The sequence below is a fragment of the Luteimonas sp. MC1825 genome (genome assembly GCF_014764385.1).
GTDB lineage: Bacteria > Pseudomonadota > Gammaproteobacteria > Xanthomonadales > Xanthomonadaceae > Luteimonas.
This window is the reverse complement of sequence record NZ_CP061714.1, coordinates 1,746,807-1,773,163: the sequence shown is the minus strand read 5'-3', so window position 1 is coordinate 1,773,163 and position 26,357 is coordinate 1,746,807. Positions and strand designations below refer to the sequence as shown.

The window sequence follows — 26,357 nt, the reverse complement described above, 5'->3', positions numbered from 1 at the left end:
GGATCAGCGCCGGAACCAGCTGTGCAGGCGCACGAGCAGCAGTTCCACGTCGCCCAGCGCGGCGCGCTGCGCACGCAGGCGCACCGCCTCGCCGGGCACGTCGGTGCTGATGTCGTCCACGCCGAGATCCATGTAGCGTGCCATGCGCGCCGGGTCGTTGACCGTCCACGCCTGCAGCAGGTAGCCACGGCGGCGCGCATCGGCAACCGCGCCACCGTCGACCTGCAGGTGGTTGAGGCCGAGCATGTCGAAGTCGGTGCGGCGCGAGGTGCCGGGCAACGCGGCATTGGTGAACAGTGCCAGCCGGGCTTCGGGCGCCGCGGCGCGTGCCGCGCGCACCAGTTCGGGCGACAGTGAGGCGAGCATGACCGCGTCATCGTGGCCACCGCGCCGGACCTCGCGCAGGGTGGCCTCGAGCAGCGCCTGTGCGTTGTGCGCGTCCGGCTTGAGCTCGACCAGCGCGAGTGCGCGGCGGTCGATGAAGGCCAGCGCTTCGCCCAGCGTCGCGATGCGCTCGCCGGAAAAAGCCGGTGCGAACCAGCTGCCCACGTCGATGTCGCGCATCGCCGCGAGTGGGGTCTGCGAGACGGTCCGCGGGTCGCCGGCGATGCGGCGGAAATCGCTGTCGTGGAACACCACCACGGCGCCGTCCGCGCTCAGCCGCACGTCGAACTCGATCGCGTCCGCCTCCGCGTCGATGGCCGCAGCGAACGCTGCAAGGGTGTTCTCGGGCGCAAGCGCCGCCGCGCCGCGATGCGCGGTGACGGTGACTTCGCGCTGCAGGTTCATGCTGGTCACGGCGATCGCGGCCTGCACCAGCGCCACGACCAGGAACACCGCTTCCGCGCCCCAGACGAAGCGCCCCGGGCGCGGCGGGGATGCGGGCACCGCGCGCGCGCCCCGCGCGCCGCCGAGGCGCAGGAACAGCGCACGCACCAGCAGCGTGTTGAGGGTGGTGCCGAGCAGCAGCACGCCGAGCACGGTGGCCGCGTAGAGCGTCAGGTACACCACCATGCCCGCACTGGTCGGCAGGCGCTGGTCGGGCAGCCAGTCCAGCATCGGCGTGGCAGCACGGTCATAGAGTTCGGTGACCAGCAGTGGCATGGCGGCCACGGCGAGCGCCACGCCCACCACCAGCGTGGCGATGCGCAGGTGCCTGCCGCGAGTGAGCGCGCGGCTGCGCAGCAGCGCCGCGACCGGCGACAGGCCTTCCAGCACCAGCGCCGGCGTGGCGAGCAGCCAGCGGAAGTAGAGCGTGGCGTGCAGCAGCAGTCCCCCCACCAGCACCGGCATGAAGCCGGCGAGGAACCACCACAGTGCCGCCGGACGCGCCGCCATCACGTAGTACGGGTCGTAGCCGCCGAGCAGCCACTGGTACAGCAGCACGCCGATCGCAAGCCACGGCGCGGCGAGCAGCGCATGGGCGAACACCTGCCAGGCCGCCAGCACCGCGAGCGGTCCCGCGCGCCGCAGCATGCCCAACAGTGCCGCCGCCGCGGTGCGGTAGCGACAGCCGTGACTCGCCGACACCAGCAACATGCCGGCCTGCTGCAGCATGACCACGTACCAGGACAGCGCGCCGGCCAGCATGAGCCAGGCGATCGCCAGCAGGTTGTCGGCCAGGTCGTCGAAGTCGCCCATGAACGGCCGCTCGATCCAGTGCAGGAGCGCCGCGAGCGACCATGTGGTCAACGGCGCCGCCGCCACCGTCGCGAAGGCGGTGAACAGCAGGTACCAGGCCAGCATCGGCCGCAGGTGGCGGCGCAGGTCGCGGCGGATGTCGTGGACGAGGATGCCGCGCAGCAGCAGGCGGTCGCCGGCCACGGTCGCCTGCGCGCCGGCGGCACCGGTGCCAGCGTTGTCCATGTCGGTGGGAGTCGGCATCGCGCCAGTTTAGACAGCCCGCCGTCGCCCCCCGGTAGACTGGCGACCTTCCCCGACCGCATTCCAGGCAATGATCAACAACGACGTCCTGCGCAGCATCCGCTACATGCTCGACCTGGGCGACAGCAAGGTGGTGGAGATCGTGCATCTCGCCGATCCGGACTTCGCCCTGGACAAGGATGACGTGCGGCCGTTCCTGCTGAAGGAAGACGAGCCCGGGCACGTGCCCTGCGGCGATGCCGTGCTCGCGCATTTCCTCGACGGCCTGATCATCCACCTGCGCGGCCGTGACGGCAGCGTGCCGGCGCGGCCGGTGGAGAAGCGCATCAGCAACAACGTGGTGCTGAAGAAGCTGCGGGTGGCGTTCGAACTCAAGGACGTGGACATGCACGACATCTTCGCGGCGGCCGGGTTCCCCGTGTCCAAGCCGGAGCTGTCGGCGCTGTTCCGCCAGCCCGGGCACAAGAATTTCCGCCAGTGCGGCGACCAGCTGCTGCGCAATTTCCTCAAGGGGCTGACGCTGCGCGTGCGCGGCGCCTGACCGGGCGGCGGCGCGCGTCAGCGCTGGTCGAGTTCGTGGTGCACCAGCACCACGCACTGCGATGCGAACAGCATCTTCGACCCGAGCGTGATCTTCTTCGCGCCCATGCGCTCGAGGCCGGGAATGGTCTTCTTCGGCATCGGGATATGGTCGGTCAGCAGGAAACAGGGGTTGCCTGCGAACACCTGCTCGCGGATCGGCGTGCCCTTGGGGTCGAGCAGGAACAACTGGTGGTCCTCGGCCAGCGCCTGCACCAGCCGCTCGAAGCTTGACGTGCGCACGGTGACGCCCGATTCCACCGGGCGCGACGCGTCCTTGCCCATGCCCTTCGACACATCCAGCGCCTTCGCCACCTTGCCCAGCAGCGCGCGCTCGTCGAAGCCGCCGATCTCGTGCATGGCGTTGACGTCGAACGCGATGGTGCGCGAGAAATCCCGCGTGCTTTCCAGCACCAGGTAGGCCACCACATCCGGGCGATGCGATTGCGCCACGAAGAACGCATTCATCAAGGTGTGCGCGAGGATCTCGGTGTGCGCATCATTGCCGACCGACGCCAGCAGTGCCTGGCTGTCGGTGGGTGCGGCGCGCGCTCTCAGTACGAAGGTTCGCATCGATGTCCCGGGCGTGGTTGCACGCGGCATGGGGCATGCCGGCGGCCATTGTCCCGTCAAACGGGGGCAGGGTCGACAGGCGCGAGGCCGTGTGGACCCCTCGCGCAAGCCGGTGGCCGATCGGCAGCGTCGGGATCGTTGTGAGGACTTGCAGCGGCGATCGTCACCGCATACCCCGACAGGAGTACCCCCATGACCTACGTCACCGGCTTCCTTGCCCCCGTCCCCACGGCCAACAAGGATCGCTACATCAAGTCCGCACAGGCGGGCTGGCAGTTGTTCCAGAAGCACGGCGCGCTGAAGCAGGTCGAGGCCTGGGGCGAACACATCGAAGACGGCAAGACCACCGACTTCAAGCGCGCGGTCAAGCTGGAAGACGGCGAGCAGGTCGTGTTCGCCTGGATTGTCTGGCCCGACAAGGCGACCGCGGATGCCGCGTGGGAAAAGATGCAGGACGATCCGGCGATGAAGGACATGGACATGCCGTTCGACGGCAAGCGGATGATCTGGGGCGGGTTCCAGACGGTGTTCGAAAGCTGATCCGATTCGGCGCTGATTTCGGGCAGCCGGTACGCCGCGGTACGCGTGGCCCGCCAATGCCTCCCGGCCACCACTCGAGCTCCCGGAAAAAAGGCCCGGACATGTCCGGGCCTTTCGAGTTGATCGTGCGTTGCCGCGATCAGGTCGGGCCGAACACCTTGGTGGCGTTCTTGTCGCGCTTCTCGGCCTTCTTTTCCTTCGCGGTCTTGGCCGGTTTCTTCTTCGTTTCCTTTTTCTTGTCCAGACCCTTGCTCATTTCATTCTCCTCGGCGCATCGATAAGGCACTGCGGGTGCAGGCGGCCCGTCAAGTATGCGCCAGCCGGGATCACTCAGCGACGCAAGCGGCACCGCCGCGGAGCACCAGGTCAGTGCCTGGCCGGCAGCACGAACTCCCGCCACACGTACCCCCAGGGCACCACGGCCGCCAGCACCGGCACGAACGCAAAAGCGAATGCGGTCTCCCCGGCGTCCGAACCGGCGAGCGTGCCGGCGTTCCACAACGGCCAGGCGACGAAGGCCAGCCACAGCGTCTTGTAGCCGATGGTGAACACCATCAGCGGCAACCAGCGCAGCGGCCGCAGCAGGCCGAAGAGGGCGAGTGCGGGATACGTCGCCCAGACGCACAGGGCGACGGCATGCGTGGGATCCCACGGCCCCTGGTGCCGGAGCAGGGCGCCCCAGGCCGCGGGCGCGACCATGACCAGCATCAGCAGGTAGAACAGCCGCAGGCCCCAGATATGGAATGGGCGGACGCCTTCATGGCGCCGTGGGTCGGACACGAATGGCCGGGCGAGCACGTTCATCGCTTATTCCTCGGAGGGTCGGGTGGGATCGAAGGCGAGCAGGTCGCCGGGCTGGCAGTCGAGCGCCGCACAGATGGCCTCCAGCGTGGAAAACCGGATCGCCCTGGCCTTGCCGGTCTTCAGGATCGACAGGTTGGCGAGCGTGATGTCGACGCGCGCGGCCAGTTCGGTGAGCGTCATGCGCCGTTCGTGCAGCAGCGCGTCGAGGTGGACGACGATCGCCATGTCACACGGTGCCTTCGAGGTCGCTGCGCATGCGCGCGCCCTCGGCGAACACGCGCGCGAGCACGAACAGCAGCAGCACGGCCAACCACGGCGCCGCGGAGAAGTGCAGGTCGAGATCGAGCTCCGGCATCGACGACGTGGTGGCGAGCGCGATCGCGCCGATCAGCAACCGCAGGCCCTCGCCCAGCAGCACCCACCAGGCGATGGCCTCCAGCCGGCGCGCGTTGCCTGCGACGAACGGGTCGCCGGCACGCACGGTATCGACGATGGCCAGCAGCTGGCGCAGCACCCGGTCGACCACGCCGGCGGCAGCGATGCCGACGATCATGATCGTGCGCAGGCCGAAGACGATCCGTCCGCGGTGCTCGGCCGGGAACAGCATGCCGAGCGCGTCCCAGAGGATGGTCCCGGGGATCAGGCTGAGGACGAACATCAGCAGCACGCCGGCGGCGTAAAGCAGGTTGAGGGCGATCAACGCGCGGATCAGCGGTCGGGACCACGCCAGAGCAGCCGTGGGTGCGTTCGGGGGGACGTTCATGGGCTGGTTCATGCGCATCGATAAGCGGTATTAACCATATCGACAATCAATATGCAAGCGGCGGCCCGCGGACGTCGCGAACCGTGCTGCAACGCAAGATGCACAACTGTCTACTTTGTGTACAGTCGTATATGAGTCCACCCGCGAGCCCGCCCAGGAGCCTGTCTCCAGCGGAATGCCGGCCGGACTCGGGGACGAGTTGCTACTTGGTTTTCCGCGTTTTCGTGGTCCAACGACACAGCACCAGGGGTACATCGAATGAATCGAATGGGAAAGATGGCGGTCGGCATCGCGCTGGCCATGGGCATGGCCTTCACCGGGGCGGCGATGGCCGCCGGCGTTGAACGCGCCGCAAAGCCAGACGGCAACGTGAAGTTCTTCCTCGCTGATCCGGAGCTGGGCGTGGCGGGTGTGTACACCGTCAACGGCACCGAGCTGTACTTCGAGGCGCGCAGGTCGCTGGATGCCGCGACCGGCGCGCCGGGCGCGCTCAGCCTGCGCCTGATCGACGGCGAAGCGCGCACGGTGGCGCTGGCCGGCACGCCGTATGACAAGCAGTGGGAGCCGCAGAAGGGGGAGTTCACGAAGTCGGACGGCTTCGGCTATTCCGACCTGCTGTCCAGGCTGGGCGGGGCGCTGGACGCGGCCACCCTGCATGGCGCGCTGTCGGCCGAGAAGTCGGCGCTTGCCGACCTCGCCAGGCAGGCGGCGGGCGCCTCGGCCGCGCGCTATCCGCTGCGTGCCGACGTGGATGCGCGGCGGGCTTCGGCCCCGGATGCGGCCCAGGTTGCGGACTTCTACCTGCGCTCGGCCAGGGACCTCGCGATCGCCCGAGAGGGTGACGGCACCATCCAGGCCAACCTCGGCAGCGGCATCACCCTGCTCGGTACGCAGAAGTACATCGCCGACGAGCCCGACGCCGATGGCCAGATGGGCCGCATCGATGCCTATTCGATGGTCAAGGCCGCCGACGGCTACGTGCTGGCATCCGAACTCGGTGGCGACGAGGTCCCGAAGGACTGGGCGGCTGCGATGGACACCGAAACCGCGCGCGGCCACCACGCCCTGGCCACCGATTTCGGCCGCGCGGCGACGGCGTTGAACGCGCTCGCCTACAGCAGCACGTGGGCGCCGGGCGTGTCGCTCGGCAACCGCGCCGAACAGGCGACGCTGCAGCGCCTGGCGCAGACCCTGGCCACCCACCTGCTTCCGGTGCGCGACGACGCCACGCCGGCCGCGGGCGACGTGAGGCGTGCGGCGGGCGGCATGTACCAGACCTACGTGCAGGTGTGGCGCAAGCCGTTCGTGGTCATTGCCGAACATTCCGGCACCCGCGTGGGCAAGTGGCGCTACAACAGCGCGACATCCACGGTGAAGACGCACCAGGGCTGGACCAGCTTCTGCAACCACGGCACCTGCGCGGCCACCGAGAACATGACGCACAAGTGCACCTTCACCGGCCCGCGCCTGACCTACTACCGCATGCCCTCGCGGCGCACCGATGCCGGTGGCCACACTTGCGCCACGCCGTACTGGGCGATCGGTCGCGGCGGGCACCACAACTGCCACGATGATTCCTCGACCCAGGTCCGGGCGATCCGCGGGCAGGCGTACAACACCAACGGTGGGCGCTGCAACGATTCGATCTACTGGATGTACGCGCCGACCTGCACCGCGCAGTAAGCGAAGCTTCCGCTACGGCAACACCGACAACGCCGGACACCCGTCCGGCGTTGTCACTTGTCGGCGGCGTGCATCGCGCGTGCGCCGATGACGATCATCTTGACCATCATCGTGAGGTCCTCGATCTGCTGCGGGTAGCGCTCGCGCGGCATGTCCATCGCGCTGGCGCCCACCGCGAACACCAGGCGGGTGATGGCACGGGCCACCACGGCCGGTTCGTGCAGCGGCACGCCGGTGACCTTGGCCAGCAGGATCAGGTCGACGCGCAGCTCTTCCTCGAAGTAGCTGAGCTGGCGGTCCACCGCGTGCTTGTAGGCATCCGAACCAGCCAGGCCCTCGCGCAACAGCAGGTGCAGGAGCTGGTCGTCGGCGCTCAGCTGGTCGAAGAACGCTTCCACCGAACTGCGCACCACGCCGTGGCCCGAGCTTGCGCGCTGGCGGCGTGCCTGGCCGATGATCGTGCGCAGCGACACGCCCGCGCGCTCGATCAGCGTGACCGCGAGTTCGTCGATGTCGCGGAAATGGCGATAGAAACTGTTGGGTGCGATGCGCGCCTCGCGTGCGACTTCGCGCAGGCCCAGCGTGGACACGCTGCGGTTGGGGCCGAGCAGGGCAAGGGCCGCGCTGATCAGGTCCTCGCGCGTGATCGAGGGTCGCCGGCCGAGGGCGGGGCGTGTGGGCAGGGCGGGATCGGGCACGGGCACGTGTGTGTCGCAGGTGAACAGTCGCCCATCATCGCCCAATCCGCGCGGGATCAGTGCAGGAAGCTGAATCGGTGGAAACCGGGCGCGTGCCCGGCGCGACCGCACACATCGAGATAGTGAACGCCTTCAGCAATCCGCGGGCCTCGCCTGCCTTGCGTACACGCTGCTGTGGCGGAGCGATGGCTAGCCTCGACGCGTCGAATCCCCGACGCACGAAGCACATCCGCCCCCACGAGACCCATTTTCCCGATGAATTCCACCGCCCCACGCCGATGCCCCCACGCCACCGCGCCCGCCGAAGACCAGCTGGCGCGGTCCCCCGTTCCGCCCGCAGGTGGCGCCATGAGCGCGCAGTTCCGCGAGTTCGTGGGCGCGCCATCGTTTCCCTGCGTGGGTTCCAAGGCCGCGCTGGCCCGCGACGCGATCGCCGTGCACGAGTTCGCGCGGATTGGTGATCGTGGCAACGACGCCCCGCTGCTGGATGCCCTCGCGGGCTTCGCCACGCACCTTGCCGAGCTTGATCCCGCCGACAGCACGATCCATTCGTTCGTGGCCCTGTTCGACGGTCCGCAGGATACCGACGAGCGCCGCTTCGAAGCCATGCTGTGGTCGCAGTTGCAGCGCCTGCATGATCTCGACGTGCGCCGTGGCACGCGCTGGGCGCCCGACGTGAGCCGCGATCCCGAGGACCCGAAATTCAGCCTCAGCCTGGCGGGGCATCCGTTCTTCGTGATCGGGCTGCACCCGGGCGCTTCACGCATGGCCCGGCGCTTCGCCTGGCCGGCGCTGGTGTTCAATTCGCATCGCCAGTTCGAACAGCTGCGCGCCGACGGGCGATACCAGAAGATGCAGGCCGCCACCCGCGCGCGCGACACCGCGCTGCAGGGCTCGATCAATCCCAACCTGGCCGACTTCGGTGCCGCCGCCGAGACCCGCCAGTACAGCGGTCGCGAGGCCGAGCCGGACTGGACCTGCCCGTTCCGCGTGCGGAGCCCGAAATGAGCAATGCCTACGTGGCCGAGCGCATCGCGCCCTGCTCGGGGCGCGCGGTGGAGTTGGAGGCGGGAGACGAACTGGTGGTCATCGACCCCATGGGCCAGCAGGTGAGCGACCTGACCGCGTTCTCGCGCGATGACCTGGCCGAGTACCTGTCTTCCGGTCGCTCGATCGACTACGCCTCCAAGCTGTGGCTGAGCACGGGCGACGTGCTGTATTCCAATCGCAGCCGCCCGATGTTCACCATCCTCGAGGACAGCTGCGGGCGCCATGACTTCACCCTGACGCCGTGCTCCAAGCGCATGTTCGAGCTGCTCTACGGCGAGGCCGAAGGCCGCCCCGGCTGCGAGGGCAACCTCGCGTCCGCACTCGCGCCGTATGGCATCGGCACCGATCGCGTGCCGATCGCGTTCAACATCTTCATGAACGTCACCGTGGATGCCAATACCGGCAAGGTCGCGGTGCTGCCGCCGCTGAGCAAGGCCGGCGACTTCATCCGCCTGCGTGCGGAGATGCCGATGGTGGTGGCGATGACCGCGTGTTCGGCGGGGCAGTCGAACAACTTCAGCTACAAGCCCATCGATTTCAGGGTGGAGCGCGGCGTCGCGGCCTGACAACGGTCGCGTCCTGCCGGCGCGGCAACGGCTTCATGCCCGCGGTGCATGTTGCTAGTCTGGCGGCAGCGATTGAACCGGCAGGCGCGACATGCACAGACGACATTTCCTTGGCACGGCCGCACTGGCCGGGCTGCTGCTGCCGCTGGCAGGCACCGGCAAGGCCATCGCGGCGCCCGCGTCCGGCGCCAGCCGACTGCTTCCGGTGGCGCTCAACCGTGGCGACACCGTGGCGCTGGTCAGCCCGTCGTCGCAGGTGGATGACGGCTTCAACCTGCAGCTCGCGCGCGAAGTCATGGAAGCGCTGGGCTTCAAGGTCAAGGCCGGGGCGAACTACGCGGCGCGGCGCGGCCATCTTGCCGGCAGCGATGCCGCGCGCGCGGACGATCTCAACGTGGCGTTCGCCGACGGTGACATCAAGGCGGTGATCTGCGTGCGCGGCGGGTCCGGAGCCGCGCGGCTCCTGCCGCTGCTGGATTACGACGTGATACGCGCCAATCCCAAGGCGCTGCTCGGCTATTCGGACATCACTGCGTTGCACAGTGCGATCCACGCGAAGACGGGACTCGTCACCTTCCATGGACCCAACGGCTCGGGCAGCTGGAACAGCTTCAACGCCGACCAGTTCCGGCGGTTGTTCCTCAAGCGCGAGCTGATGCACTACCGCAACGTGGACGAGGCCGGCGACGAGCTGGTGCAGCGGACCAACCGCAGCGTCACCATCACCGGAGGCAAGGCGCGGGGTGAACTCGTGGGCGGCAACCTGGCGGTGCTGACGGCACTGGCCGGGTCACCGTACCTGCCGGACTTCAAGGGCAGGATCCTGTTCCTGGAGGATGTGGAAGAGGCGCCCTACCGGGTGGACCGCATGTTCAGCACCTTGAAGCTGATGGGTGCCCTGGACCAGATTGCGGGCTTCGTCTTCGGCGAGTGCACCGACTGCAACCCCGGCGACGGCTACGGCTCGCTGACGCTGCAGGAGATCCTCGATGACTACATCCGCCCGCTGGGCATCCCGGCGTATCGCGGCGCGATGATCGGCCACATCCGCAGGCAGTTCATCCTGCCGGTCGGTGGCCGCGTCGAGCTGGATGCGGATGCAGGCAGCTTCCGCCTGCTCGACCCGGTGTTCCAGGCGTAGCGCGGGGCGTGCCATGACGATCCCGTTCCAGTGCGCGTGCGGCACCCTGCAGGGCAAGATCACGCCCCGCCACGCCTACGTCCGCGCCACCTGCTACTGCCGCGACTGCCGCGCCTCCGCGCGCACGCTCGGCCGCGCCGAGGTGCTCGATGCCCATGGCGGCGCGGACATCATCGCCATGCTGCCCGCCGGCCTGCGCATCACCGCCGGCGGTGCGCAGCTGGCCTGCCTGTCGCTCAGCCCCAGGGGCCTGCTGCGCTGGTACGCGGCCTGCTGCAACACGCCCATCGCCAATACGCCACGCGAGCGCTCGCTGCCCTACGTGGGCGTGCTCGCACACTGCGTCGCCGCTGCGCCCGACGAGGTGGATGCCGCGTTCGGGCCGTCGCGCATCGCGCTCCACACCGCGTCCGCCGAGGGCCAGGTGGCGGCCACGCCAGTGCGCACGACGCTCGGCGTGCTGCGCATCATGGCGGGCGTGGCCGCGGCAAGGCTGCGCGGCCGCGGCGCGGACAACCCGTTCTTTGAAGCCGGGTCATCGCGGCCGGTGGCCGAGCCGCGGGTGCTGACGCTGCAGGAGCGCGCCGCGGCCAGCGCACCGCCCGCATGACCATCGTCCTCACCGGTTTCGCCCGCGCCCGCCTGTTCCCGCGCGAGCCGCGCGGCAACACCATCCAGGACTGCACGCCCGAGGCGTTCGAGCGCCACCTCAACGCCGTGCCGCCACTGCAGGTGCTCGACGGCTACGCGCCGTTCTGCAAGCTGCATGTGCACCGCAACTGGACAAGCACCCGCTGCCTGGCGGTGCCGATCAGCGACGCCAACCGCCACCTGCTGCGCTCCGACTACGAAGCGCGCACGCGCGCCGAGCTGCCGGTGCTGGTGCGCTGGTTCGAAGGCCTGGAGCCGCCGGTCGCCGACTACCTGATCGTGATCCTCTACAGCCGTGGGCAGCTGGCGGAGGAGGGCACGGTGATCGACGCCGACTGGGGCGTGGTGGGCTGCATGTACACCGCGGAGCCGGTGGAAACGCCGATGGCGCCGATCACCATGATGCGCAACGCCTTGGGCGTGGACGAAGGCGGCTCCGGTGTTGCCATCGACCGCGAGGCCTACCGCGCCAGCGTGGAGTTCTGGCGCACGCACGCCAACTGGCGCGGCTGACGCGGGCTCAGAAGCGTTCGCCCGCCGGCAGGTAGCGCCACGTGCCCACCGGCATCTTCGCCAGCGGCACCTTGCCGATGCGGATGCGGCGGATCGCCACCACCTCCAGCCCCACCTGCGCGCACATGTCGCGCAGCTGCCCGCCCTGCGCGCCCTTGATGGCGAAGCGCAGGCGGATCTCGTTCTGCCAGCTGACCTTGCACGGTGGCAGCGCGCGGCCGCCGTAGTGCAGGCCGTGGCACAGCCGGCGCAGGCCGTAGGGCGCGATGTCGCCGCTCACCTCGACCACGTACTCGTGTTCGATCTCGTCGCCGTCCTCGGTCAGGCGCCGCCACACGCGTCCATCCTGGGTGAACACCATCAGGCCGCTGGCGTCGGCATCCAGCGGCACCAGTGGCGTCAGGCGGTGGAAATGGCGCTCGAGCAGGCGCTCGCCGGTCGGGTCGTCCTCCCAGCGCGTTTCCGGCTGCACCAGCCCCGCCGCGGCGCGGCGGCCGCTGATGGCGTCGTAGCCGACCGGCTTGTGCAGCAGGATGGTTGCCGGCTCCACCGTCTCGAGCTTCGCCGCGGGGTCGAGGTCGACGGTTTCGGCGGTCACCGGGTGCGCCGGATCCTCCACCACGCGGCCGTCCACCGACACCCCGCCGCCCTTGATGTACTGCTCGGCCTCGATGCGTGAGCAGCGGGCCAGGTCGGCCACGCGTTTGGCCAGTCGAACAGGATCGGACATCGGGCAACGCCGGGAATCGGGGCAGGCAGTGTAGCGACCCGCACGGAGTTCAGTTTGATGAACCGGCCTGGGGGTGCCGGTCTCACCACGCGAGACGTCCTCCTGGGACCCTCCGCCGATGCAGCTCACCGACAAGCTCGCCGTGCTGGCCGATGCCGCCAAATACGACGCGTCCTGCTCGTCCAGTGGCGGCGCAAAGCGCGACGCGCGCGGCACGCCCGGCGGCATCGGCTCCACCGGAGGCATGGGCATCTGCCACGCCTACGCGCCCGACGGCCGCTGCATCTCGCTGCTGAAGATCCTGCTCACCAACTTCTGCATCTACGACTGCGCCTACTGCATCAACCGGCGCAGCTCCAACGTGCGCCGCGCACGCTTCAACGTCGAAGAAGTCGTGCGGCTGACCATGGATTTCTACCGGCGCAACTACATCGAGGGCCTGTTCCTGTCGTCGGGCATCATCCAGTCCGGCGACTACACCATGGAGCAGCTGGTGGAGGTGGCGCGGCGGCTGCGCGTGGAAGAGAAGTTCCGCGGCTACATCCACCTCAAGACCATCCCCGACGCCTCGCCGGAACTGCTGGCCGCCGCCGGCCGCTGGGCCGACCGGTTGAGCATCAACGTCGAGATGCCCACCGAGGGTGGGCTGAAGGCGCTGGCGCCGGAGAAGGACGCGCGAGGCATCCGCCGGTCGATGGGCCGGCTGCGGCTGGGCATCGAGGAAGCCAAGGCCGAGAAGCAGGCGCCCCGCTTCGCGCCGGCCGGGCAGAGCACGCAGATGATCGTCGGCGCGGATGCCGCCAGTGACCGCGACGTGCTGGAAACGAGCAGCACGCTCTACAACAGCTACCGCCTCAGGCGTGTGTACTTCTCGGCCTTCAGCCCGATCCCGGACGCCTCGCGCGCGCTGCCGCTGCGGCCACCGCCGCTGCTGCGCGAGCACCGCCTCTACCAGGCCGACTGGCTGATGCGCTTCTACGGCTTCGAGGTCGGCGAGATCGCGCCGCCGGGTGCCGACGGCATGCTCGATCTCGACATCGACCCCAAGCTTGCGTGGGCGCTGCGCCACCGCGAGCAGTTCCCGGTAGACCTCGACACCGCGCCGCGCGAGATGCTGCTGCGCGTGCCGGGGCTCGGCGCCAAGACCGTGCACAAGCTGCTGGTGATGCGCCGCCACCGCCGCCTGCGCTACGACGACCTGGTGCGCCTGCGCGTGGCGATGGGCAAGGTGTCACCCTTCATCTGCACGCCGGACCATCGACCGCGCGGCGACGTGGAAAGCGTGGTGCTGCGCGCCGCGATGGCCGCGCCGCCGCGGCAGCCGGATCTGTTCGGGCACTGATGCGCCGCGTCATCCTCGACGATGCTGCGGACCTCGCGCAGTGGCGCGAAGCGGCACGCGGCCTGCTGTTGGCCGCCGTGCCGCCGGCCGAGGTGTTGTGGGAGGGTGGAGCGCAGGGTGATCTGCTCGGCGGGATGACGTCTCCGACAATCGATGCGGACGTTCTCGCCACGTCTGGACCCGCCGGCGCGGGGGCATTCCCCGCGCGCGCGGCCGTGTCGCGCGCGCCACGCGTGCCACGCGAGTTCCTGGCGCTCGCCACACTGGTCATCGCCCACGCCGATCCGCAGCGGCACGCGCGGCTCTATCGCCTGTTGTGGCGGCTTGTGCACGGTGAACGCGAGCTGCTGGCCATGGCCACCGATCCGGACGTGGCCTGGGCGCACGATGCCGCCAAGGCGGTGAGCCGCGAGAAGCACAAGATGAAGGCCTTCGTACGATTTCGCGAAGTGGCCGACGCCCGCGGCGCGGTCTACATCGCGTGGTTCGAGCCGGAGCACGACGTGCTGCCGCAGGTCGCGCCGTTCTTCGTGCGCCGCTTTGCCGGCATGCGCTGGTCGATCCTCACGCCCGCGCGCAGCGCCCACTGGGATCGCGAGGCCCTGCACCTGGGCGAGGGCGCGCACCGCGGCGACGCGCCCGACGGCGACGCGCTGGAAGACCTGTGGCGCGTGTACTACGCCAACATCTTCAACCCGGCGCGGCTCAAGGTGGACGCGATGGTCAAGGAAATGCCGCGGCGCTACTGGAAGAACATGCCGGAAACGTCGCTGATCCCGGCGCTGGTCCGCGATGCCGGCGCGCGCATGCAGCAGTTGGTGGACGCGGCGCCGACGGTGCCGCGCAAGGCGTTCCCGGCCCCGGACCTGCCCTCGCGAGCGCTCCCGGCTGGTGGCCTTGACGGCGTGCACCAGGCGGTGTCCGCGTGCCGCGCCTGCGCGCTGTGGCGTCCCGCCACGCAGGCGGTGCCCGGCGAAGGCCCGGCCGACGCGCGTGTGATGGTGATCGGCGAGCAGCCCGGCGACCAGGAAGACCTGGCAGGCCGCCCGTTCGTGGGCCCGGCGGGCCAGCTGTTCGCACGCGCGCTGCACGAGGTCGGCATCGACCGGGGCACGCTGTATGTCACCAACACGGTCAAGCACTTCAAGTACGCCCCGCGCGGCAAGCACCGCCTGCACGTGCGCGCCGATGCCGGCGAGCAGGCTGCCTGCCGCCCATGGCTGGAGGCGGAACTCGCACAGCTGCGCCCGCGCTTCGTGCTGTGCCTGGGCGCGATGGCGGCGCAGGCGCTGCTCGGTGCGGGCTTTGCCGTGCTCCGCGAGCGCGGCCGCTGGCACCCGCTCGCCGATGGCACCGCGGTGTTGGCCACGGTGCATCCCTCGTACCTGCTGCGGCTGCCCGCGGCCGAACAGCCAGCGGCCAGGGATGCGTTCCTGGCTGACCTGCGCATGCTGCGGAACGCGTTGTCCCGATAGGCACACGCGCCTTGCGCCTCGTTCACGCGTGCTGCCCATGCCACGCGACAACGGGATGCCACCCATGACCTCGACGCGCCGACGCGCACTGTTTCCGCTCGCCCTCGCGAGCCTGTTGGCCGCACTCGCGGCGTGCCGCGGCGAAGATGCTTCGCTCGCGTTCGACGGTGCCGTGGCACAGGCCGCGGGTGTTGGCGACTTCGCACTGACCTCGACATCCTTCGCCGACGGCCAGGCGATCCCGCTGCGCCACAGCGCATATGGCGACGACGTGTCGCTGGCGCTGGCCTGGCAGCCCGTGGCGGGCGCGGCCTCGTTTGCGCTGCTGATGGAAGACCCGGATGCCGACCGGCCAGCGCCCTACGTGCACTGGGTGGCCTGGAACATCCCGGCCGGGGTTGCCGCATTGCCCGCGGGCCTCGCCCCGGAGCCCGTGCTGGCCGCTCCGGACGGCATGCAGCAGGGCCTCAACGACCGCGGGTCCACCGGCTACTTCGGTCCCAAGCCGCCGGCGGGCAGCGGCGTGCACCACTACCACGTGCAGCTGTTCGCCCTGGATACCACGCTCGATATCGCCGCCGATGCCGATCGCAACGCGCTGGTCAAGGCGATGCGCGGCCATGTGCTGGGCAGGGCGCGGCTGGTGGGCACGTACGCCGCGCCCGAGGCGCCCGCACCCTGACCGCGCCAGCTGCATGGGTCATGGCAGTGGTCCCCCTGCCAGCCGGCATATGCCAGCGCGCTCCCCCGGGTGCTCTACTGAGACGATCCACCGCGCCTGTCCGACACACCCAAGGAGTTCCACATGCAACGACCGCTTGTTCCCGTCGCAGGCCTGGTGCTTGCCATGTCCGTTTCCACCGCGCTCGCGCAGGCCACGCCCACCGCCGCCGAGCGCATCGCCGGCGTGGAGCTGATCAAGCGCGAGGCGCTGTTCGGCAACCCCGAGCGCGCAATGGTGATGATCAGCCCCGACGGCAGGACCCTCAGCTGGGTGGCGCCGGTGGACGGCGTGATGAATGTCTGGGTGGCGCCGGCCGACAACCCGGCCGCCGCGCGTGCGGTCACCAGGGACACCGCGCGCGGCATCCGCAATTACTTCTGGTCGTACCTGCCGGACACGCTGCTGTACCTGCGTGACAGCGGCGGCGACGAGGACTTCCACCTTTTCAGCGTCAACGTCGCGACGGGCAAGACCACCGACCTGACCCCGTTCCCCAAGACCACCGCGCAGGTGTCGGGCGCAAGCCACGCGCACCCCGGCACGCTGCTGGTGGGCATGAACGATCGTGACCCGAAGTGGCACGACCTCTACAAGGTCGACCTGGCCAGCGGCGAACGCACGCTGGTGGAGAAGAACGACGACGAGATCGGCGGCTACCTGGCCGACGACGGTTTGCAGGTGCGCTACGCCACGCGTGCACGCGCCGATGGCGGGCAGGACATCCTGCAGCCGGACGGCCAGGGCGGCTGGAAGGTCTATTCGGACATCCCGTTCGAGGATTCCATGACCACCCAGCCCGCCGGCCTGACCGCCGACGGCAGCACGCTGTACATGCTGGATTCGCGTGGCCGCAACACCTCCGCGCTGTACGCCGTCGATGTTGCCAGCGGCGAACGCGCGCTGGTGCTGGAGGACGCGCGTGCCGACGTCGGCCAGGCCATCGCCCACCCGACCACTGGCAAGGTACAGGCGGTTGCGGTGAACTACCTGCGCGAAGAGTGGCAGGCGGTAGACCCGGCCATCGCCGCGGATCTCGACAAGCTGCAGGCCATCGGCCCCGGCGAGGTCGGGGTGAACGCGCGCACGCTGGATGACAGCACCTGGATCGTCACCTATTCCGCCGCCGATGCGCCGGTGGTCTATTACCGCTACGACCGTGCGGCCGGCGGCACGCTGACCAAGCTGTTCTCCGCACGCCCCGCACTGGACGGCAAGCCGCTGGTGCCGCAGTGGCCGCAGGAGATCACCTCGCGCGACGGCAAGACGCTGGTCAGCTATCTGTCCCTGCCCAGGAGTGCCGATGCCAACGGCGACGGCAAGGCCGACGTGGCCGTGCCGCTGGTGCTGCTGGTGCACGGCGGGCCCTGGGCGCGCGACGAGTACGGCTACAGCGGCTTCAACCAGTGGCTGGCCAACCGCGGCTACGCCACGCTGACGGTCAACTTCCGCGGCTCCACCGGCTTCGGCAAGGAGTTCACCAATGCCGGCAACGGCGAGTGGGCGGCCAAGATGCACGACGACCTGCTGGATGCCGTGCAGTGGGCGGTGGACGAGGGCGTCACCACGGCCGACCAGGTTGCCATCATGGGCGGCAGCTACGGCGGCTACGCAACGCTCACCGGCCTCACGTTCACGCCCGACACCTTCGCCTGCGGCGTGGACATCGTCGGCCCGTCCAATCTCAACACCCTGCTCAGTACCGTGCCGCCGTACTGGGCCAGCTTCTATGAGCAGCTCGCCAAGCGCATGGGCGACCCGCGTACCGAGGAAGGCAAGAAGTGGCTCACCGAGCGTTCGCCGCTGACGCATGCCGACCGCATCAGCAAGCCGCTGCTGATCGGGCAGGGCGCCAACGACCCGCGCGTGAAGCAGGACGAGAGCGACCAGATCGTCAAGGCCATGACCGCCAACAACATCCCGGTGACCTACGTGCTGTTCCCCGACGAAGGCCATGGCTTTGCGCGGCCGGAAAACAACAAGGCGTTCAACGCCGTGGCCGAAGGCTTCCTCGCCACGTGCCTCGGTGGTCGTGCCGAGCCGATCGGTGCCGAGTTCACCGGCTCCAGCATCAGCGTGCCCACCGGGGCGGACGGCGTGCCGGGCCTCGCTGAAGCACTGAAAGGCCACGCGCAGGTAATCCGCAAGTAGCGATTGCAGCGCCTGCGGGCCGATGGCCCGCAGGCGTATTGCGCGAAACGAGAAGAGCCCCGGTGGGGGCTCTTCTGGTCTCGGATGTGAGTTCAATCAATTGCGGGATTGATCCTGCTTGCCGCCCTTCTGATTCTGGCCCTGCTGCTGGTCCTGCTGGCTGCGCGTCCGGTTCTGGTCACGCTGCTGGTCCTGGTCCTGGTCCTGACCCTGGTTCTGGCCCTGCTGGTTCTGGTCCTGCTGCTGGCCTTGCGTGCCCTGCTGCTTGTGCTGCTTGTCCTGGTCACGCTCGTTCTGGGTGTTGTTGCCCATGAAAATTCTCCTTGCTCGGCACCATGTCGAGTGAGTCGACACTGATCCTGGTGGGGTGAGATTTCCGTGTGGTTTGCTTGAATACGCGAGTGTCAATGTGAACCGGTTCACCGCTCATCGATGAATTGCCGCCAGCGTGCATCAAGTGCCATCGGTGACGCCTCTCGCGTATGCTCCGTGCAGCCATGGAGGGCGGGGGGCCCAACTGGTGACTGAAGCAGCAGACGACACGCACGTGGCCGACGGCGCCACTGCCGCAGCGTTCATCGCGCGATGGCAGGGCATCGCCGCACTGTCAGATGGAGTGACGCTGGGCGTCTTGTCGTCCGAAGTTCATCGCGGTTGGTCCTTGGCATCTGGCGAGCGAATGGGTGTAGGAAACGATCCTGTCTACAACAAGACCCGCTGCTTCGAGCCATTCCCTTTGCCAGATCTGCACGCTGCCGATAAGTTCGGCGGCCCCATTGGCGTCGCCCTCCTCAATCCGGATGGCACCACCGCCAAGACCGAAACCTACGGCCCTTCCGTGCGCATCGGCAACCTCGCCGATCAGCTCGACGCCCATCGCAAGCGTCAGCAGGCCGCCCATCCCCGCCTGACCCTGACCGGCATCTACAACGTGCTCGACCCCTGCGCAGCGGCCAGCCATTGATCGCGAAAGAGCGCGCGATCCACGAGCAGGGGCTGGTCTCCGTTCTCCGTCAGTTGCACGACGAGCTCGACGAGGCCGTTTTGTACGCCTACGGCTGGGGCGATTTGCTGCCGCTGCTGCGTGTGGTGCACGGCACGGCCGCGCCGGACGAAGGCGTCTCTCGCGAAGACGCGAAGCGCAGTTTCGACGAAGTGATTCCTGAGCGGCTTGTTGCCTTTAATGCCGAGCGCGCCGCCGAGGAGGCACGCGGCCTTATCCGCTGGCTGCGCCCGGATTTCCAGAACCCCGACGCGGTCCGCGAGCGCGAACCCGGACATGTCAGCTTCGACAGTGACCGCGACGCTGGCGAAGCCTCCGAGACCGACCCCGAACTCGCTGCCGCTCCGGCAACCAAACCCCAGCCGTGGCCGAAGGACGCTGTCGACCAGGTCCGCGCCGTCGCGGAAGTCATCGCTGCAAGCCCGGTGCCGCTCTCGATTGATGCGCTTGCCGCCAGGTTCACTGCGCGCGGCCCTTGGAAGAAGCGGCTGCCCAGGCTGTTGGAGATGCTGGTGGCGCTGGGAAGGGCGCAGGAGCAGGATGGTGGCTATGTCTAGGGATGAAGAACGGACTTGACTGACCGACAACACACGCAAGGGGAAACGTGATGATCAAGATGGTTGTGGGCGCGCTGCTTTTCGTTTCGCCGTTCTTTGGAGTTCCATTCGGAGGCCTTCTTTCATTTCTGGGTCTTGGGCTTCTGCTTTGGGGCATCGTCGGGCTGGCCAGGAAGAATTCCTCCAAACCAAGCTTCGGCGAAGGGTTCAAGTACTCCTTCTCGTACGGAAGAACGGGCATCGCGGTCTGTCCAGAGAAGCGCTTGGTAAAGCTCAGAGAGAAATCTCTGATCAAAGAGTATCCGTTTGAAATGATTCGCTCCTGGGAATCGAATATTCAGTCAGGCGGCATGGCCGTTCATGGCGGATCGAGTCTTGCCGGCGCGTCGAATGTTGGCGCCGCCAATCTCGGGCGAAGCATCGCAAACAGGCGGGCAAGTGGCTTCTTTGTTTACACAAAGGATATCGACAACACGACATGGCGCGTTGAGATGTTCCAGAAGAAAGAACAGGCGAAATGGATGGAAATACTTCAGCAGTGCGTCAACGAAGGCTGATCCCGCGTGATTCGTTCAAGCCGACGCTGCTTTGCGGCGCGGCTTGATCCCGGACTTGCGGCGGAGCGTCGGCTTCTTCGAACGGAGCGCGGGGTTATAACGGTGGCGCCTGCCCTGGTTTCTTCAGCCAACCGACGGATCACGGACACCATGAGCGAAAACAAGACCAAGCCAACCGACTCAAGCGTCTCCACGTTCCTTGACGCCGTCGAAGACGACCAGCGCCGTGAGGACTGCCAGGCGCTCCTCGCCATGATGGCCAGGATCACCGGCAAGCCGGCGGCCATGTGGGGCCCAAGCATCGTCGGCTTCGACAGCTATCACTACAGGTACGCGAGCGGCCGCGAGGGCGACATGGCGGTCACCGGGTTCTCGCCGCGCAAGCACGACATCAGCGTGTACCTCACGGCCAGCGGCCCCGACCAGGCCGGGCTGCTGGCGCGGCTCGGTCGCCACAAGATGGGCAAGTCGTGCCTGTCCATCCGCAGGCTCTCCGACGTGGATCCCGAGGTGCTGGAAAAGCTGGTCGCGGATTCCGTGGCGGCGGTCAAGCGGCTTCCCGTCTAGTCGTCGCAGCACGCGCCGGATTCCGTTCCCGCCCGCGGCCTTCGCCATGATCCTTGCCCTGCGCACCGCTGATGCCGATGACTTCGCGTTCTGCGAATCGCTGAGTCGCCGCAACATGGCCGCGTACCGCGCGGTGCGCGGCGTCGCCTGGGACCCGGGGCGCTTCCGCGGCAGCTGGGCGGCCTTTGAGAACCTGTTGATCCTGGACGGGTTGGACATGGTCGGCCTGCTGCGGCTGCTGCCCGAGGGTGACGCGCTCGGGCTGCGCGACCTGCAGGTGGTGCCCGGACGCCAGGGGCAGGGCATCGGCACATGGGCGGTGCGGCAGGCGCAGGGCTTGGCCGCCGGCCGCGGGTTTCGCCGGCTGCAGCTGCGCGTCTACGAGGAGAATCCGGCTCGCGCGTTGTACGCGCGCCTGGGCTTCGCGGTCGAGTCGGTCGTGGACGGCACGGTGCACATGGCGTGGTCTGTGCTGCCGCGTGGCGTGGGGTGACACGTCCGCCGCGCATGGCCCATGCTGCGGCTCCACCTTTCCTGCGGCGCTGACATGCAAGGCATCCTGCTCGTCGGCTTCGGCGGCTTTCTCGGCGCGATTGCGCGCTACAAGCTTGGCGGGCTGGTCCTGCACCTGACCGCGCAAGAGCGGTTTCCGTACAGCACCTTCGCGGTGAACGTGTTCGGTTGCCTGGTGGTGGGCATCCTCGCCAGGCTCGCGGAGCGGCACGATGCGTTCGGGCCGGACGCGCGGCTGTTCCTGTTCACCGGGCTGCTGGGCGGCTTCACCACGTTCTCGGCATTCGGCCTGGAGGCGATGTACCTGGTCCGCCGCGGCGAGCTGGCCACCGCCGCGCTGTATGCCGGCGGCAGCGTGGTGCTGGGCATTGCGGCGGTGTGGCTGGGGCTCAGGCTGGTGGACCTAGTCTCGCGTTGACCGCTACGGGTTGATCGAACTCCCGCAGCACTTCTTGTACTTCTTTCCGCTGCCGCAAGGGCAGGGCGCGTTGCGCTCGGGCGTGGCTTCGCGGCGGATCGGTTCGCGCGGGGTCAATGCTTCCACGCGGTGGTGGTTGAGGTCGGCCAGCATGCCCGGTAGCCCGACGATGATCTCCAGGCGCTCGCGGTAGCTGATGGGGGTCGCCGGCGCGGACGGATCTTCGGTGTCGAGCACTTCGCCGCTGGCGAGCCGGTCGAGCATGTCGAAGATGTCGTCCATCCACGCGTTGTCGTCGAGCCATTTGTCCCACTGCTCCTCGCGCAGGCCGACCGCGGCGAAGAATCCCAATGCCCAGTCGTGGCCGACATCGAGTTCGTCCTCGCGCAGGGCCTCTTCGCCGGTCAGTTCCGGATCCTCGGGCAGCCACAGCAGCGGGGCGAGGTGGTCGGGCAGGTCGTCGTCGCCGTAGCGCACGCGCGCGCTGCACATGTTCCAGTGGCCCATCAGCAGGGCCTGCACCTGGGCCGCCTCGTCGGGTGACTCCCAGCGCCGCGGCTTGCCGCCCCAGACCACCGGCTGCCATTCGTCCACGGGCACCGCCGAGGGCCCCACCACCAACGCCGAGAGAAATCCGTCGAGCGCCTCCAGGTTGAAGCCCTTGAACGGCACCGCGCGCTGGTCAAGCAGGGCGGCAAGGCGTTCGATCTGGTCGTCGTCGAGGTAGGCGGGGGTGGTCGGAGTGGACATGGCGGCAGCCGGGGCAGGGTGAGGCGCGCATGGTAGGGGTTTCCGCGCCTGCCTACCCCAGTGCGCCCAGGGCCATGGATGCCGCCACGCACCAGAGCACCACCCACAGTGCCGACACCCGTGCGACCGCCAGCAGAAGGAATCCCAGCGCGGCAATGGCGAGATCCGCCGGTCCGCGGATGCCGGACGCCAGCACGGGGTCGTACAGCGCCGCGGCCAGCAGCCCCACCACCGCGGCATTGATGCCGGCCACCGCGTGGGTCACGCGTGGCCGCGGCGCCACGCGCGCCCATAGCGGCAGCACCGCGAGCAGCAGCAGGAAGCCGGGCAGGAACACCGCCAGCAGCGCGACCGTCGCGCCCACCGCCGCCGGCAGGCCCAGCGGTACTTCGGCACCAAGGAAGGCAGCCAGCGAGAACATCGGGCCCGGAACCGCCTGGGCGGCGCCGTAGCCGGCAAGGAAGGTGTCGAGGCCGACCCAACCGCTCTCGACCACCGTCTGTTGCAGGAGCGGCAGTACCACGTGTCCGCCGCCGAACACCAGCGCGCCGGCCTGGTAGAACGCGGCGGCGAGGTTGGCGGCGCCCGGTGCGCCGTCCGCCGGCAGAAGCAGCGCGGCGCCCAGTCCGAGCAGGAACAGCGCTGCGAACACCGCGGCACCACGCGTGCCGTGCGGCAGCGGTACGCGCGCCATGGCCGCTGCCGGCGGCAGTCCGCGGCAGAGCCACAACCCCAGCGCGCCACCCAGCGCGATGGCCAGCAGCTGCATCCAGGCCGTGCCGGCCAGCGCCACGAGCAGGCCTGCGGCGACGGCGATCAGCACACGCGTCACGTCGGGTGCGAGCTTTCGCGCCATGCCCAGCAACGCGTGCGCCACCACCGCCACTGCCACCAGCTTCAGTCCGTGCATGGCCGCCTGGCCAGGACCGTCGGCCAGGTGCGGCGCCAGCGCGGCGAACGCGAACAGCAGCAGCGCGGAGGGCAGCGTGAACGCGACAAACGCAGCCAGCGCGCCACCCCAGCCGCCGCGCAACAGGCCGATCGCGAAGCCCATCTGGCTGCTCGCCGGCCCCGGCAGGAACTGGCAGACCGCGAGCAGCTGCGCGAACGCGGCATCGTCCAGCCAGCGGCGCCGCTGCACGAACTCCTCGCGCATGTATCCCAGATGCGCGAGCGGGCCGCCGAAGGCGGTCAGGCCCAGCCGCAGAAAGGCCAGGAACACCTCGCGCAGGCGTCCCGGAGAACGGTGGCCGACTGGTCGGGAGTGCTCATGGGCAGTCATGGCCATATGGTAATGTCGCCGGTCTGCATGGCCGGGGGCGCGGGGCATCCCGTGCGGCCATCGCGCAAGCCGATTCCTTTGGGGGGAGCGACATGTCGACACTGCTTGATCTGATGCGCAGGCTTGGCAGCGATGCCGCGCTGGCGGCGGAATATGCGAAGGACCCGGCCGCCGTGGTGCGCCGCGCCGGGTTGTCGGGCGAAGAGCAGAAGGCCCTGCTCGCCGGTGATTACGCGGCGATCAAGCGCCTGACCGGCCTGGAGGACGGGCAGTTCGCCACCAACCACATCATCAAGGCGTACGAGTAGCCGCTTCCGCCGCCTGTCGACCATGACGCGCGCATGAGCCGGTTCCATTCCGTCGCGCTGGTGCTGCTGGCGCTGGTCGGCACGCCGGCGCTGGCCGTCGACAGCGCCGAGGCCGCGGTGGCCGAGATCGAGCGCCTGGCCGTGGCCGCGCACTGGCGCGACGCCGAAGCGAAGATCGCCGCCCTCGCCAGCCGCCCGGGGGCGTTGACCGCGACGCAGCGTCAGCGTGTTGAATACGTGCGCCTGCGCAACCTGGCCCTGGCTGGCGAGCAGTCCGTCGCGCTGGACGGGCTGTCGGAACTGCTGCGCCGCGAGCTCCCCGCATCGCTGCGCGTGCGTGTGTACACGACCGCCGTTAGCATCGCCGCCAACCTCGAGAACTGGACGGCGGCGTTCGCGCTGCTCGGCGAGGGACTGCCGTACCTGTCGCAGGCGCCGGCCGAAGCCCCGGGCCTGCTTGGTGCGGCGAGCTACCTGCACACGCTGGTCGGCGAACACGCCAAGGCACGCGAGCTCGCGCTCAATGCGCTTGCCGCGGTCGAATCCGGCACCGACCCCAGGGCGGTGTGCATGGCCGTGACCGACGTGGCCATCGTCGAGGACCACGCCGGCAACATCGAGGAGTCGACGGCCTGGCGGCACCGCCAGATCGAGGCCTGCACGCGCGCCGGCGACGTGGTGTTCATCGCCAACGGCAAATACGGCGTGGGCAAGATGCTGGCCCGCCAGGGGCGCCATGCCGAGGCCCTGGATTGGTCACGCCAGGCGCTGGCGGACTTCGAGGCCGCCGGTTTCGCGGCCGGTGCCTGGAGCGCGCGACTGGGCGTGGCCGAAGGCCTGATCGAAGCCAACCGCGGACTCGGCGAGGCGGAGGCGCTGCTGGGCGACACGCTCGACTACTACAGCGCGCAGGAGGCGCATCTCGCGATCGCCGAGACCGAGGGCCTGACCGCCCGGCTGGCCGAGCGGCGGGGCGACGCGGCCCAGGCACTGGCGCATTACAGGCGGTCCATGGATGCCTCCAAGGCGGCCGAGCGCGATGCCCGCGAGCGACGGCTGGCCTTCCTGCAGGTCGAGTTCGACACACGGCTGAAGGAGCAGCAGATCGCGCTGCTCGAAGCGGAGAAGGAACTCGCCGCGCTGCAGGTCACCGCCACCCAGCGCCGCCAGTGGCTGCTCGCGGGCGGCATGGCCGGGTTGCTGGTTACCGCGATCCTGCTGTTCGGCCTGCTGCGCCGCTCGATGCGCGAGCGCCGCCGTTACCGCTGGCAGTCCGAGCACGACGGACTCACGCGGCTGTACAACTATCAACAGGTACGCAAGCTCGGCGCCAAGGCGTTCGCGCGTGCGCGCGGCGATGGCCGGCCGTTCACCGCGATCGTCGCCGACATCGACATGTTCAAGCAGGTCAACGACCGCTACGGCCACGCCGCCGGCGACGAGGCGCTGCGCTCGCTGGGCGCGTGGATCACCGACATCGTCGGCACGCAGGGCATTGCCGGGCGCAGCGGCGGCGACGAGTTCACCATCCTGCTCGAGGCGGATGCCGCCGCCGCCGAAGCGCTCATGGGGCAGCTGCGTGGCCGCATCGAGCCGATCACCGTGTTCGGGCAGCGCTTCGAGTTCAAGGTCAGTGCCGGCATCTGCCAGGACGATGGCGAGACCGCCTCGCTGGAGCAGCTGATCCATCGCGCCGACCGCGCGCTGTACCGCGCCAAGCACGACGGACGGGATCGCGTGGTGCTGGCCGGCACGGCGGCCGTCGCAGGCGCGCGGGCCGCGGCCGGGAGCCTGGTGGTGGTGGGCAGCGGCATCCAGTTCGGTCGCCATGCCAGCGAACGTTGCCTGTCGGAAATCCGCGAGGCCGAAGTCGTGTTCTGCCTGGTGGACCCGTTTGCGCTGGGCATGATCCAGCGCTTCCGGCCGGATGCGATCAACCTCGGTGCGCATTACGCGCCGGGCAAGGACCGGCGCCAGACCTACCGCGAGATCGACGCGGCGATCATGGCCGAGGTCGACGCGGGCAGGCACGTATGCGCGGTGTTCTACGGGCACCCGGGCGTGTTTGCCGACGTGCCGCACCTGGTGCTGGACAAGGCGCGCGCCAGGGGCATCGCGGCGCGCATGGAGCCGGGCATTTCGGCGGAGGCTTGCCTGTACGCCGACCTCGGCATCGACCCCGGCAAGCGCGGCGTGCAGTCGATGGAAGCCACGCATTTCATGGTCTACGACCGCCAGCCCGACAGCGCGGGCCTGGTGCTGCTGTGGCAGGTGGCGTTGTCCGGCGACCTGTCGTGCCGCCGCCTGCACGCCGAGCGCGACGGTCTGCAGGCGCTGGTCGACAAGCTGCTGCGCTGGTACCCGGCGGATCACGACGTGATCCTGTACGAGGCGGCGCAACTGCCGATCGCCTCACCGCGCATCGAGCGCCTGGCGCTGCAGGACCTGCCGGCGGCGCGCTACGAGGAATACACCACCCTGGTCATCCCGGCCCTGGGCGAGCTGCGCGAGGATCCGCTGCGGGCGGTGGGCTGAGCC

General features: G+C 69.1%; 30 protein-coding genes. 20 read left to right on the top strand and 10 right to left on the bottom strand.

Features of this window, described 5'->3' with window-relative positions; genetic code table 11:
* Window positions 1–3: 3 nt before the first annotated feature.
* The gene (locus tag IDM46_RS08230; protein WP_185115428.1) at window positions 4–1,884 is read right to left on the bottom strand and encodes a glycerophosphodiester phosphodiesterase family protein; all 1,881 of its coding nucleotides are present in this window, start codon (window positions 1,882–1,884) and stop codon (window positions 4–6) included.
* Window positions 1,885–1,954: 70 nt separating this feature from the next.
* Here IDM46_RS08230 and IDM46_RS08225 point away from each other — a divergent pair, with 70 nt between their 5' ends.
* Entirely contained in the window at window positions 1,955–2,425 is a 471-nt protein-coding gene (locus tag IDM46_RS08225; RefSeq protein WP_185115427.1) for a DUF1456 family protein, read from the top strand.
* Between the two features lie 17 nt (window positions 2,426–2,442).
* Here IDM46_RS08225 and trmY read toward each other — a convergent pair whose 3' ends face one another.
* Complete coding sequence (trmY, locus tag IDM46_RS08220) at window positions 2,443–3,036, bottom strand: tRNA (pseudouridine(54)-N(1))-methyltransferase TrmY (protein WP_185115426.1); 594 nt, start codon at window positions 3,034–3,036, stop codon at window positions 2,443–2,445.
* A gap of 192 nt (window positions 3,037–3,228) precedes the next feature.
* On the opposite strand from trmY, the gene IDM46_RS08215 reads away from it, so the two are divergent.
* Window positions 3,229–3,576: a DUF1428 domain-containing protein gene (locus IDM46_RS08215; RefSeq protein WP_182820634.1), complete on the top strand. Its 348-nt coding sequence runs from the start codon at window positions 3,229–3,231 to the stop codon at window positions 3,574–3,576.
* Between the two features lie 366 nt (window positions 3,577–3,942).
* Here IDM46_RS08215 and IDM46_RS08210 read toward each other — a convergent pair whose 3' ends face one another.
* The 3 genes from IDM46_RS08210 to IDM46_RS08200 are packed head-to-tail and all read right to left on the bottom strand — an operon-like array spanning window position 3,943 to window position 5,143.
* Window positions 3,943–4,380 carry a hypothetical protein gene (locus IDM46_RS08210; RefSeq protein ID WP_185115425.1) on the bottom strand — a complete coding sequence of 146 codons (438 nt, stop codon included), beginning with the start codon at window positions 4,378–4,380 and terminating at the stop codon, window positions 3,943–3,945.
* 3 nt (window positions 4,381–4,383) lie between these two features.
* Complete coding sequence (locus tag IDM46_RS08205; protein WP_182820636.1) at window positions 4,384–4,605, bottom strand: helix-turn-helix transcriptional regulator; 222 nt, start codon at window positions 4,603–4,605, stop codon at window positions 4,384–4,386.
* 1 nt (window position 4,606) lies between these two features.
* Window positions 4,607–5,143 (bottom strand): DUF2975 domain-containing protein, encoded by a 537-nt coding sequence (locus tag IDM46_RS08200; RefSeq protein ID WP_185115424.1) that lies wholly within the window; start codon window positions 5,141–5,143, stop codon window positions 4,607–4,609.
* Window positions 5,144–5,401: 258 nt separating this feature from the next.
* Between IDM46_RS08200 and IDM46_RS08195 the strand changes: the two genes are divergently transcribed.
* Window positions 5,402–6,826 carry a hypothetical protein gene (locus tag IDM46_RS08195; protein ID WP_182820638.1) on the top strand — a complete coding sequence of 475 codons (1,425 nt, stop codon included), beginning with the start codon at window positions 5,402–5,404 and terminating at the stop codon, window positions 6,824–6,826.
* A 53-nt stretch (window positions 6,827–6,879) separates the two neighbouring features.
* Here the strand turns inward: IDM46_RS08195 and fabR are convergent, their stop codons facing one another.
* On the bottom strand, window positions 6,880–7,524 hold the full coding sequence (gene fabR / locus IDM46_RS08190) for an HTH-type transcriptional repressor FabR (RefSeq protein ID WP_223877938.1): 645 nt from the start codon (window positions 7,522–7,524) through the stop codon (window positions 6,880–6,882).
* Between the two features lie 312 nt (window positions 7,525–7,836).
* Here fabR and gntA point away from each other — a divergent pair, with 312 nt between their 5' ends.
* The 5 genes from gntA (at window position 7,837) to IDM46_RS08165 (ending at window position 11,445) form a co-directional block, all read left to right on the top strand.
* The gene (gntA, locus tag IDM46_RS08185) at window positions 7,837–8,532 is read left to right on the top strand and encodes a guanitoxin biosynthesis heme-dependent pre-guanitoxin N-hydroxylase GntA (RefSeq protein ID WP_305067741.1); all 696 of its coding nucleotides are present in this window, start codon (window positions 7,837–7,839) and stop codon (window positions 8,530–8,532) included.
* Window positions 8,529–9,140: an urea carboxylase-associated family protein gene (locus IDM46_RS08180; protein WP_182820641.1), complete on the top strand. Its 612-nt coding sequence runs from the start codon at window positions 8,529–8,531 to the stop codon at window positions 9,138–9,140. The genes gntA and IDM46_RS08180 overlap by 4 nt, the downstream gene beginning before the upstream one ends.
* Before the next feature lie 91 nt (window positions 9,141–9,231).
* The gene (locus IDM46_RS08175; protein WP_182820643.1) at window positions 9,232–10,281 is read left to right on the top strand and encodes an LD-carboxypeptidase; all 1,050 of its coding nucleotides are present in this window, start codon (window positions 9,232–9,234) and stop codon (window positions 10,279–10,281) included.
* A gap of 13 nt (window positions 10,282–10,294) precedes the next feature.
* A complete protein-coding gene (locus IDM46_RS08170; RefSeq protein WP_182820645.1) occupies window positions 10,295–10,891 on the top strand; it encodes a DUF6151 family protein in 597 nt (198 codons plus the stop codon).
* On the top strand, window positions 10,888–11,445 hold the full coding sequence (locus IDM46_RS08165) for a DUF3228 family protein (protein WP_182820647.1): 558 nt from the start codon (window positions 10,888–10,890) through the stop codon (window positions 11,443–11,445). The genes IDM46_RS08170 and IDM46_RS08165 overlap by 4 nt, the downstream gene beginning before the upstream one ends.
* Window positions 11,446–11,452: 7 nt before the next feature.
* Here IDM46_RS08165 and IDM46_RS08160 read toward each other — a convergent pair whose 3' ends face one another.
* On the bottom strand, window positions 11,453–12,175 hold the full coding sequence (locus tag IDM46_RS08160; protein WP_185115421.1) for an rRNA pseudouridine synthase: 723 nt from the start codon (window positions 12,173–12,175) through the stop codon (window positions 11,453–11,455).
* A 118-nt stretch (window positions 12,176–12,293) separates the two neighbouring features.
* On the opposite strand from IDM46_RS08160, the gene IDM46_RS08155 reads away from it, so the two are divergent.
* The 4 genes from IDM46_RS08155 (at window position 12,294) to IDM46_RS08140 (ending at window position 17,864) form a co-directional block, all read left to right on the top strand.
* On the top strand, window positions 12,294–13,517 hold the full coding sequence (locus IDM46_RS08155) for a putative DNA modification/repair radical SAM protein (protein WP_185115420.1): 1,224 nt from the start codon (window positions 12,294–12,296) through the stop codon (window positions 13,515–13,517).
* Window positions 13,517–14,992 carry a UdgX family uracil-DNA binding protein gene (locus tag IDM46_RS08150; RefSeq protein ID WP_185115419.1) on the top strand — a complete coding sequence of 492 codons (1,476 nt, stop codon included), beginning with the start codon at window positions 13,517–13,519 and terminating at the stop codon, window positions 14,990–14,992. Before IDM46_RS08155 ends, IDM46_RS08150 begins: the two co-directional genes overlap by 1 nt.
* A 64-nt stretch (window positions 14,993–15,056) precedes the next feature.
* Entirely contained in the window at window positions 15,057–15,674 is a 618-nt protein-coding gene (locus IDM46_RS08145; RefSeq protein WP_185115418.1) for a YbhB/YbcL family Raf kinase inhibitor-like protein, read from the top strand.
* Window positions 15,675–15,797: 123 nt separating this feature from the next.
* A complete protein-coding gene (locus IDM46_RS08140) occupies window positions 15,798–17,864 on the top strand; it encodes a S9 family peptidase (RefSeq protein ID WP_185115417.1) in 2,067 nt (688 codons plus the stop codon).
* A 96-nt stretch (window positions 17,865–17,960) separates the two neighbouring features.
* On the opposite strand, the gene IDM46_RS08135 is transcribed toward IDM46_RS08140, so the two are convergent.
* A complete protein-coding gene (locus IDM46_RS08135) occupies window positions 17,961–18,176 on the bottom strand; it encodes a hypothetical protein (protein ID WP_185115416.1) in 216 nt (71 codons plus the stop codon).
* A gap of 208 nt (window positions 18,177–18,384) precedes the next feature.
* Between IDM46_RS08135 and IDM46_RS08130 the strand changes: the two genes are divergently transcribed.
* The 6 genes from IDM46_RS08130 (at window position 18,385) to crcB (ending at window position 21,479) form a co-directional block, all read left to right on the top strand.
* Window positions 18,385–18,828, top strand: coding sequence for a hypothetical protein (locus tag IDM46_RS08130; protein ID WP_185115415.1), 444 nt, complete (start codon window positions 18,385–18,387; stop codon window positions 18,826–18,828).
* Window positions 18,825–19,424 carry a hypothetical protein gene (locus IDM46_RS08125; protein WP_185115414.1) on the top strand — a complete coding sequence of 200 codons (600 nt, stop codon included), beginning with the start codon at window positions 18,825–18,827 and terminating at the stop codon, window positions 19,422–19,424. Before IDM46_RS08130 ends, IDM46_RS08125 begins: the two co-directional genes overlap by 4 nt.
* Before the next feature lie 50 nt (window positions 19,425–19,474).
* On the top strand, window positions 19,475–19,981 hold the full coding sequence (locus IDM46_RS08120; RefSeq protein WP_182820663.1) for a DUF4755 domain-containing protein: 507 nt from the start codon (window positions 19,475–19,477) through the stop codon (window positions 19,979–19,981).
* A 150-nt stretch (window positions 19,982–20,131) separates the two neighbouring features.
* Complete coding sequence (locus IDM46_RS08115) at window positions 20,132–20,548, top strand: DUF1801 domain-containing protein (RefSeq protein WP_185115413.1); 417 nt, start codon at window positions 20,132–20,134, stop codon at window positions 20,546–20,548.
* 46 nt (window positions 20,549–20,594) lie between these two features.
* Window positions 20,595–21,041, top strand: a complete 447-nt coding sequence (locus IDM46_RS08110; protein ID WP_185115412.1) for a GNAT family N-acetyltransferase — start codon at window positions 20,595–20,597, stop codon at window positions 21,039–21,041.
* Between the two features lie 54 nt (window positions 21,042–21,095).
* Complete coding sequence (gene crcB, locus IDM46_RS08105) at window positions 21,096–21,479, top strand: fluoride efflux transporter CrcB (protein WP_185115411.1); 384 nt, start codon at window positions 21,096–21,098, stop codon at window positions 21,477–21,479.
* Window positions 21,480–21,482: 3 nt separating this feature from the next.
* Here crcB and IDM46_RS08100 read toward each other — a convergent pair whose 3' ends face one another.
* A complete protein-coding gene (locus IDM46_RS08100) occupies window positions 21,483–22,229 on the bottom strand; it encodes a UPF0149 family protein (RefSeq protein WP_185115410.1) in 747 nt (248 codons plus the stop codon).
* Window positions 22,230–22,281: 52 nt separating this feature from the next.
* A complete protein-coding gene (gene chrA, locus IDM46_RS08095; protein ID WP_223877937.1) occupies window positions 22,282–23,511 on the bottom strand; it encodes a chromate efflux transporter in 1,230 nt (409 codons plus the stop codon).
* 92 nt (window positions 23,512–23,603) lie between these two features.
* Between chrA and IDM46_RS08090 the strand changes: the two genes are divergently transcribed.
* Together IDM46_RS08090 and IDM46_RS08085 are read left to right on the top strand one after the other, a co-directional pair.
* On the top strand, window positions 23,604–23,819 hold the full coding sequence (locus IDM46_RS08090) for a hypothetical protein (protein ID WP_182820670.1): 216 nt from the start codon (window positions 23,604–23,606) through the stop codon (window positions 23,817–23,819).
* 33 nt (window positions 23,820–23,852) lie between these two features.
* The gene (locus tag IDM46_RS08085; RefSeq protein WP_185115408.1) at window positions 23,853–26,354 is read left to right on the top strand and encodes a diguanylate cyclase; all 2,502 of its coding nucleotides are present in this window, start codon (window positions 23,853–23,855) and stop codon (window positions 26,352–26,354) included.
* The last annotated feature ends 3 nt before the right edge of the window (window positions 26,355–26,357 follow it).